This is a genomic window from Mesorhizobium huakuii (assembly GCF_030160235.1).
In the GTDB taxonomy this organism is placed as follows: domain Bacteria; phylum Pseudomonadota; class Alphaproteobacteria; order Rhizobiales; family Rhizobiaceae; genus Mesorhizobium; species Mesorhizobium huakuii.
The window spans coordinates 93,470-99,866 of record NZ_BSNY01000017.1 but is presented as its reverse complement, the minus strand read 5'-3'; the positions used below and the strand labels follow the sequence as shown (position 1 = coordinate 99,866).

At 60.4% G+C, this 6,397-nt stretch carries 6 protein-coding genes; 3 read left to right on the top strand and 3 right to left on the bottom strand.

All coding sequences use genetic code 11. The annotated features are described in order from the left end of the window. Window positions 1-194: 194 nt before the first annotated feature. On the bottom strand, window positions 195-1,397 hold the full coding sequence (locus QQK95_RS08520) for a cytochrome P450 (RefSeq protein ID WP_284271036.1): 1,203 nt from the start codon (window positions 1,395-1,397) through the stop codon (window positions 195-197). 220 nt (window positions 1,398-1,617) lie between these two features. Here QQK95_RS08520 and QQK95_RS08515 point away from each other — a divergent pair, with 220 nt between their 5' ends. Together QQK95_RS08515 and QQK95_RS08510 are read left to right on the top strand one after the other, a co-directional pair. After that, complete coding sequence (locus tag QQK95_RS08515) at window positions 1,618-2,562, top strand: Lpg1974 family pore-forming outer membrane protein (protein WP_284271035.1); 945 nt, start codon at window positions 1,618-1,620, stop codon at window positions 2,560-2,562. Continuing rightward, window positions 2,481-3,470, top strand: coding sequence for an alpha/beta fold hydrolase (locus tag QQK95_RS08510; protein WP_284271034.1), 990 nt, complete (start codon window positions 2,481-2,483; stop codon window positions 3,468-3,470). The genes QQK95_RS08515 and QQK95_RS08510 overlap by 82 nt, the downstream gene beginning before the upstream one ends. Before the next feature lie 51 nt (window positions 3,471-3,521). Here QQK95_RS08510 and QQK95_RS08505 read toward each other — a convergent pair whose 3' ends face one another. After that, entirely contained in the window at window positions 3,522-4,265 is a 744-nt protein-coding gene (locus QQK95_RS08505) for an alanyl-tRNA editing protein (RefSeq protein WP_284271040.1), read from the bottom strand. After that, the gene (locus tag QQK95_RS08500; RefSeq protein ID WP_284271033.1) at window positions 4,265-5,299 is read right to left on the bottom strand and encodes a cysteine synthase A; all 1,035 of its coding nucleotides are present in this window, start codon (window positions 5,297-5,299) and stop codon (window positions 4,265-4,267) included. Before QQK95_RS08500 ends, QQK95_RS08505 begins: the two co-directional genes overlap by 1 nt. 227 nt (window positions 5,300-5,526) lie before the next feature. Here QQK95_RS08500 and QQK95_RS08495 point away from each other — a divergent pair, with 227 nt between their 5' ends. Beyond that, window positions 5,527-6,348: an SDR family oxidoreductase gene (locus QQK95_RS08495; RefSeq protein ID WP_284271032.1), complete on the top strand. Its 822-nt coding sequence runs from the start codon at window positions 5,527-5,529 to the stop codon at window positions 6,346-6,348. The last annotated feature ends 49 nt before the right edge of the window (window positions 6,349-6,397 follow it).

The window sequence follows — 6,397 nt, the reverse complement described above, 5'->3', positions numbered from 1 at the left end:
AATGGCTTAACGGACAGTGTTCGCTATCCGTTCACGTCCAACTGTTCAAGTTGGGCCAGGCTTCGAACTGAAATCAAAAGCCATATCGACAAGCGCGCGTTATGCGCATGATGTCGAGTTCAAGACCATGATCAAACGGCAGTTTGGGGACTACGTCAGGCGGTTCTGGCAGGACCATACCTGACCTTGGTGTATTATCGGCGCGAAACACTGACCGAAGCCCCCTGCGCCGGGCGCAAGGCCAGCGCATAATCGAACCGGATCACATCGTCGGCCCGGCCGAAGGCGAACTGCCGCACGATGGCGAGGACCGCCTCCCGGACCTCCAGCCGACCAAGACGGGCGCCACCGCACATGCGCGGTCCGGTAAGGAAGGGAATAAAGGCCCGCCGATCAAAGCTGTTCTCGAGGAATTCCTTCCGGCTTGCATCGAAGACACGCGGGTTTGACCAGTAGACTGGATTCTGATGCACGCCCACGATCGATACCATGATCAGTTGCCCGGCATAGAGCTTCTGGCCGTCGAGAACCGTATCGGCGCCGACTTCACGAGTCAGGAACGGTATCGGAGGGAAATAACGCATCGTCTCGTTGATCATGCAATCGGTGTAAGGCGTTTGCGCCTCGCCGGAGAGAACCTCGGCATGGATGCGCTCCTGCACCTTCTGGTTGGCACCCAGCCGGTCGATCACCCAAAGAGCGGTGGTCACCGTCGTCTCGACGCCGGCGAAGAAGTTCATGACGAACTCCTCTACCGGCGAGAAGTCCTCCAGGTCGGAAGCCAGATTCCTGAAGCGGTCCATCTCGGCGGCCGCCCGGGGATCCGCCATCAGCAGCGACGTGAAATCGGCAACCACCGCGCGGGCGCCCTGGATAACATTCGCGCGCTCAGCGCTCGTCGGCGACACCCAGGAATAATATTGGAGGCGCCTTAGCACGTCGCGGACCCTGTCGAGCAGAAGGAGCGTCGCTGCCATGTCGGGAACCAGGCCGAAAGCCCGGTAGAATATCGTCATCGATACCGCGAACAAAGCTTGCTGGATGGAAGGCAACGTTGCGTCACTCTCGGCAAGAGCGGTGGCGTAGAGTTCTGCCATGGGCTGTTGCTGCGCCGGCCTGGCGGCCGCCAGGTAGGTATCCTGGGTGATGGCGCGCCGAATCGACCAATCCTCGCCATTGGTGTTGAAGCGGCTGAAACCGAGCGCCGAGATCAGGGAAAAGTTCTTGCGGAAGAGTTGCGGCGCCTTGACGATGGTGTCTACGGCTTCCGGGTTGTCAAAGACAATCAGATTGCCGAGGTTGCCAGCCTTGCCGTTCGTTTCGACCTGCCCGCTTTGAGCAAAAAGCGCATAGACGAGGTTGTTGAGAACGCTTTCGATTTGCGCCTGATTGTCCATCAATGCTCCCCGGCAGCCCCGAACGCCACCGGCGTCGCGCTAACATTTCGCCTACAAAACCCGCCGCTATCTTATTTGATTCTCGGGGATAAAAAGCCATCTGTGGCAAACGCGTAACACTGCCCGAGCAAATTATTATAACAGCTATGACGCGAGATGCCGCTGCGGTAATGTGCGACTGGGCTAATAACTATTCAGTTAGATTCCAGGCGGGGAAAAAATGCGAAATCACGTTTCAAGCAAGCTTCTTGCTACTGTTGCGGCGTCGGCTGCTTCGGTGACATCTGTTGGTGTGGTTGCTGCCCATGCAGCGGATGCGCAAGTGATCGATCCGGCAGTGGTGGATTCCCGCATCAAGATTGCCTTCGAAGGCGCGGTCTATCAGTCCAACGTCGACAAGCTCGGCGACACCACGGACAAACTAGGCAGCAACAACGGCTTTGGCGATCTCTACGGATCGGTCGCGCTGACCAAGGCGATTTCTCCGGACGTCGACTGGCGCCTCGCCGGGTCCTTCCATGCTGGACAGGACAATGACACCAGTTTTGACATACCGATAACGGGCAGCGACCCGGGCAACGTCAATCTTTCGTTCGGAAACAGCTATAATTTTCAGACACTGGACTTCGATATCGGCAAGCACGTCCAGGCACAAAGCGCCGACATCCGCTTCTTCGGCGGCTTGCGGCTGCTGCACTCCAAGGAGAAAGTGAGCCTGCACGAAGGCATCACCCGGGATAATCCGGCGGACAAATCCGGTAGCGCCGACAAGCTCGGCTCGTCGGAATTTTACGGCGTCGGCCCTCGCATCGGCGCAGAAGTCTATTATCCCCTGGGCGAGACATGGGGTCTGACTGGCGCGGTTTCCGGTTCGGCCATGTGGGGCAGGCGCACCAACAAGATCAGCCTGAGCGCGACGCAGCACGATCCGAGCGCCGTCCCGCCTACTCCGGTCGATCAGACCATCAATGCAAGCGAGAGCCAGCACTCCAGCGAAGTCGTGACCAATATCGACCTCTCCGGTGGCGTGACGTTCAAGCCATGGGAAAACACCACGTTCACCGCCGGCTATCGGGTCGAGCAGTGGCACAATCTACTGACGCTCTCCGACAAGAGCACACAGACGTTCAACGGCCCGTTCCTACGCCTCGAAGTCAAGATGTAGCCCAGCCGTTCGGGCTGCTGAGCTCGAACGCAGCATCGAATGGATTGCAATTGACTGAACTGGAAGCGGCGTTTGAATCGAAGTTTGCTGTAAACGGCAACGTCAAACTGCACTACACGGCGGCGGGCTCAGGCCCGCCGATTGTGTTTCTGCACGGCTTTCCGGATCACGGCATGGGTTGGCGCCGGCAGATGCGAGCGCTTTGCAGCCGCTACCGCGTGATCGCGCCCGACCTGCGGGGTTTCGGACAAAGCGACGCGCCGCAGGGTTACGGCAACTATGTGCTGGCAAACTTGGTCAACGACGTGTTGGCCGTTCTCGCAGCCGAAAAGTTGACCCAGGCCGCCATTGTCGGCCACGACTGGGGAGGCATCGTTGCATGGTGGCTGGCTATACGCGCGCCGCAGGTCGTGCGCCATCTCGTCCTGCTGTCGACGCCGCATCCGCGCAATCATCTCAATGCCATTGCCGATCCGGCCAATGCCGAGATGATCGCTTACATACGCAGCTTCCAGGCACCCGGCGCAGCCCAGATGCTGAACATCGACGAACTTGCGACCTGGGTCGCCGATCCGCAGGATAGGCAGGCGCTGACGGACTCGCTGCGGCGATCCAGTCCGGAGGCAATGCTTGGCTACTACAGGGCCAACATTCCGCTCGGCAAGGTGCCAAGTCTGGGGCAATTGCCACTCGTCAAGGCACCGACCCTGGTCCTGTTTGGCACCGACGACCCCTATGTACCCGTCAGCGCTTTCGATGGCACGTTCCGCGAGGTCGACAATGTGACCGCGCTGATTGCGTTGCCCGGTGCCGGTCATTTCATCCACCATCAGGCAGCGAAGTTCGTCACCGAGCAGGTCGAAGCCTGGGTGGAGAGACCGCCTTCCAGTTTCCGACACCTTGCGTAACGCGTCTCACGACCGCCTGAAGAATTGTAGAAGACCGACCACTGTCTGACTTCAGGCGGCCGGCATCGGGCCGAAGCGGATGCGGAAGCGCCTGTTCTCACGACCCTTCTTTTCGATCTTGCCGATGTGGATTTCACCGATTTCGCCGGTGCTTTTCACATGTGTGCCACCACAGGGCTGACTGTCCACCGAGGCGTTGTTGCCGATGCAGACAAGGCGGATCTTGCCGGTGCCGACCGGGGGCCGGACGTTCTTCGACTTGACCAGGCCGGGGTTCGCGGCGAGTTCCTCGTCGCTGATCAGCCTTGTGAAAATCGGATGATCAGCGCGCACCAGATCCATCAGGCTCGCGGTCACATCTTCCTTCGAGAAGCTGGCGTCGGGAATGTCGAAATCGACACGGCTGTCGTCATCGGAAACCGCCGCACCGGTGATAGGGAACGGGCAAACGACGGTAAGCAGATGGCAGGCCGCGTGCATGCGCATCAGCAGATGCCGGCGTTCCCAGTCGATGGCGAGTTTGACCTTCTCGCCAACCGCCAGGGTCGCCTGCTCGGGCGCCGGCACATGGATGATCTCGTCCTTGGTCTCACCTGTGATGGTGGCGGCAATGGCGATGCGGCTGCCGTCGGCACGTTCGAGATGGCCGGTATCGCCCGGCTGGCCACCCGAGGTGGCGTAGAAGATCGTCCGATCGAGAATGATGCCGCCACGATCATTGACGGCAACAACCGTCGCATCCCCCGTTCGCAGATAGGCATCGTCGCGAAACAGCGCTTCCGTCCTGTGCGCCATCATGCGACCTTTTCGAAAGGCACCGAAATCTTGCTCTGCAGTTCCATCCAGCCCGGCACCGGGAGATTCTTCTCGCGCAGGAATTCCGGATTGAACAACTTCGACTGGTAGCGCGTGCCGTAGTCGCAAAGAACGGTAACGATGGTGTGGCCCGGGCCCAATTCCCTGGCGAGCCGGATGGCGCCGGCAATGTTGATGCCCGTCGAGCCGCCGACGCACAGGCCCTCCTCCTGGATCAGGTCGAAGACGATCGGCAGCGCGTCCTCGTCCTTGATCTGGAACGAGAAATCCGGCGTGAACCCTTCGAGATTGGCGGTGATGCGCCCCTGCCCGATGCCTTCGGTGATCGAGCTGCCTTCGGACTTCAATTCGCCGCTGGTGTAGAAACTGTAGAGCGCGGCGCCGAGCGGGTCGGCGAGCGCGATTTTGACATCCTTGCTCTTGGCCTTCAGCCCGAAAGCGACGCCGGCCAGCGTGCCGCCGGAACCCACAGCCGAAACGAAACCGTCAACCTTGCCGCCGGTCTGGGCCCAGATTTCCTCCGCCGTGGTGCGGATATGCCCATCGCGGTTGGCGACATTGTCGAACTGGTTGGCCCAAATGGCGCCGTTGGGCTCGGTCCGCGCCATCTGCTCGGCCAGCCGTCCCGACAATTTCACGTAATTGTTGGGGTTCTTGTAAGGCACGGCCGGCACCTCGATCAGCTCGGCGCCGAGCAACCGGATCGTGTCCTTCTTCTCCTGGCTCTGCGTATCGGGAATGACGATGACCGTGCGATAACCCAGCGCCTTGGCGACCAGCGTCAGCCCGATGCCCGTATTGCCTGCCGTTCCCTCGACGATGACGCCGCCCGGCTTCAACAGGCCGCGCCGTTCGGCGTCGCGGATGATGAAAAGGCCGGCGCGATCCTTGACCGATTGCCCCGGATTCATGAATTCGGCCTTGCCCAGGATCTCGCAGCCGGTTTCTTCGGAAGCTTTGTTAAGGCGGATCAGAGGCGTGTTGCCGATCGCGTCGATCACAGAACGGGGCATTCAGGATTCCTTGTGTGCGTGCGCCGAAACCCTAGAAACCCGAAGCTTCGGTTTCAAGGCAAGAATTCGCCTGGTCCAGTCGCATTTCCGGCACTGCTGTGCATCTACACCCCCTGGAGCGGGTTCGATATCCCACGGTTCATTTGCACCCGTGGTCGAAAAGCGCTCTTTTCATTCGATTTCCTGACCGCTAGAGCAAGGCACCAACAAACTCGGCAGGGCGCAGCATGACACTCTATCGGGCCGATCCGAAACACGGCGTCGCCTGGGTCACGGGCGGCAGCAGCGGCATTGGCCGCTCGCTGGCCAGGGATCTGGCGTCCCGGGGCTATGCGGTGGCGGTAACGGCACTGGATGACGATCCAATCGACACGCTCATCGTCGAGACAGCGCAGATGCCGGGCAGCGTCACCGCCTTTCCCTGCGACGTGACCGACGAGCCGCGCATGGCAAGAACGGTGGCCGCGATCGAGAAGGAGCTCGGCCCCATCGTGCTCGCCGTCTTCAATGCCGGAAACTACATCGCGACGCCTGGAGAGGCTCTCGTCGTCAAGGACTTTCGCAAGTCCTTCGAGGTCAACTATTTCGGCATCATCAACGGCTTGGTGCCGGTCGTGGAGTATATGCGCGTGCGGGCGCGCGGCCACGTCGTGCTGGTCGGATCGGTGACCGCCTATTTCGGCTGGCCAACCACAGCCGCCTATGGCGGCACCAAGGCGGCGATCAACATCCTGGCCGAGTCGCTGAAGTATGATTTCGACAAGATGAACATCCGCGTCCAGGTGATAAACCCCGGTTTTGTCGACACGCCGCTGACCGAAAAGAACATGCTGCCGATGCCGGGCCTGATGCCGGTCAGCCGGGCGACGCGCCGTATGGTGAAGGCAATCAAATCCGGCGGCTTCGAAACCACGTTTCCTTACCGCACCAGCTGGCCGCTGAAATTTCTCGCTATGTTGCCGAGGCCGCTGTGTCGAGGCGTGATCAGCCTGATGACCAGTTGGAAGGCAAGGCCGCTGAACTACGACCGCAAGCCACCCAACGAATAGGATGCCCACAGGATTGGTGGTGTGGCTGCCCGGGCGGCCGTTGCCTGTT

Coding starts and splice junctions, on each gene's coding strand:
- QQK95_RS08520 (WP_284271036.1), bottom strand. CDS start 1,397: ATGGACAATCAGGCGCAAATCGAAAGCGTTCTCAACAACCTCGTCTAT.
- QQK95_RS08515 (WP_284271035.1), top strand. CDS start 1,618: ATGCGAAATCACGTTTCAAGCAAGCTTCTTGCTACTGTTGCGGCGTCG.
- QQK95_RS08505 (WP_284271040.1), bottom strand. CDS start 4,265: ATGGCGCACAGGACGGAAGCGCTGTTTCGCGACGATGCCTATCTGCGA.
- QQK95_RS08500 (WP_284271033.1), bottom strand. CDS start 5,299: ATGCCCCGTTCTGTGATCGACGCGATCGGCAACACGCCTCTGATCCGC.
- QQK95_RS08495 (WP_284271032.1), top strand. CDS start 5,527: ATGACACTCTATCGGGCCGATCCGAAACACGGCGTCGCCTGGGTCACG.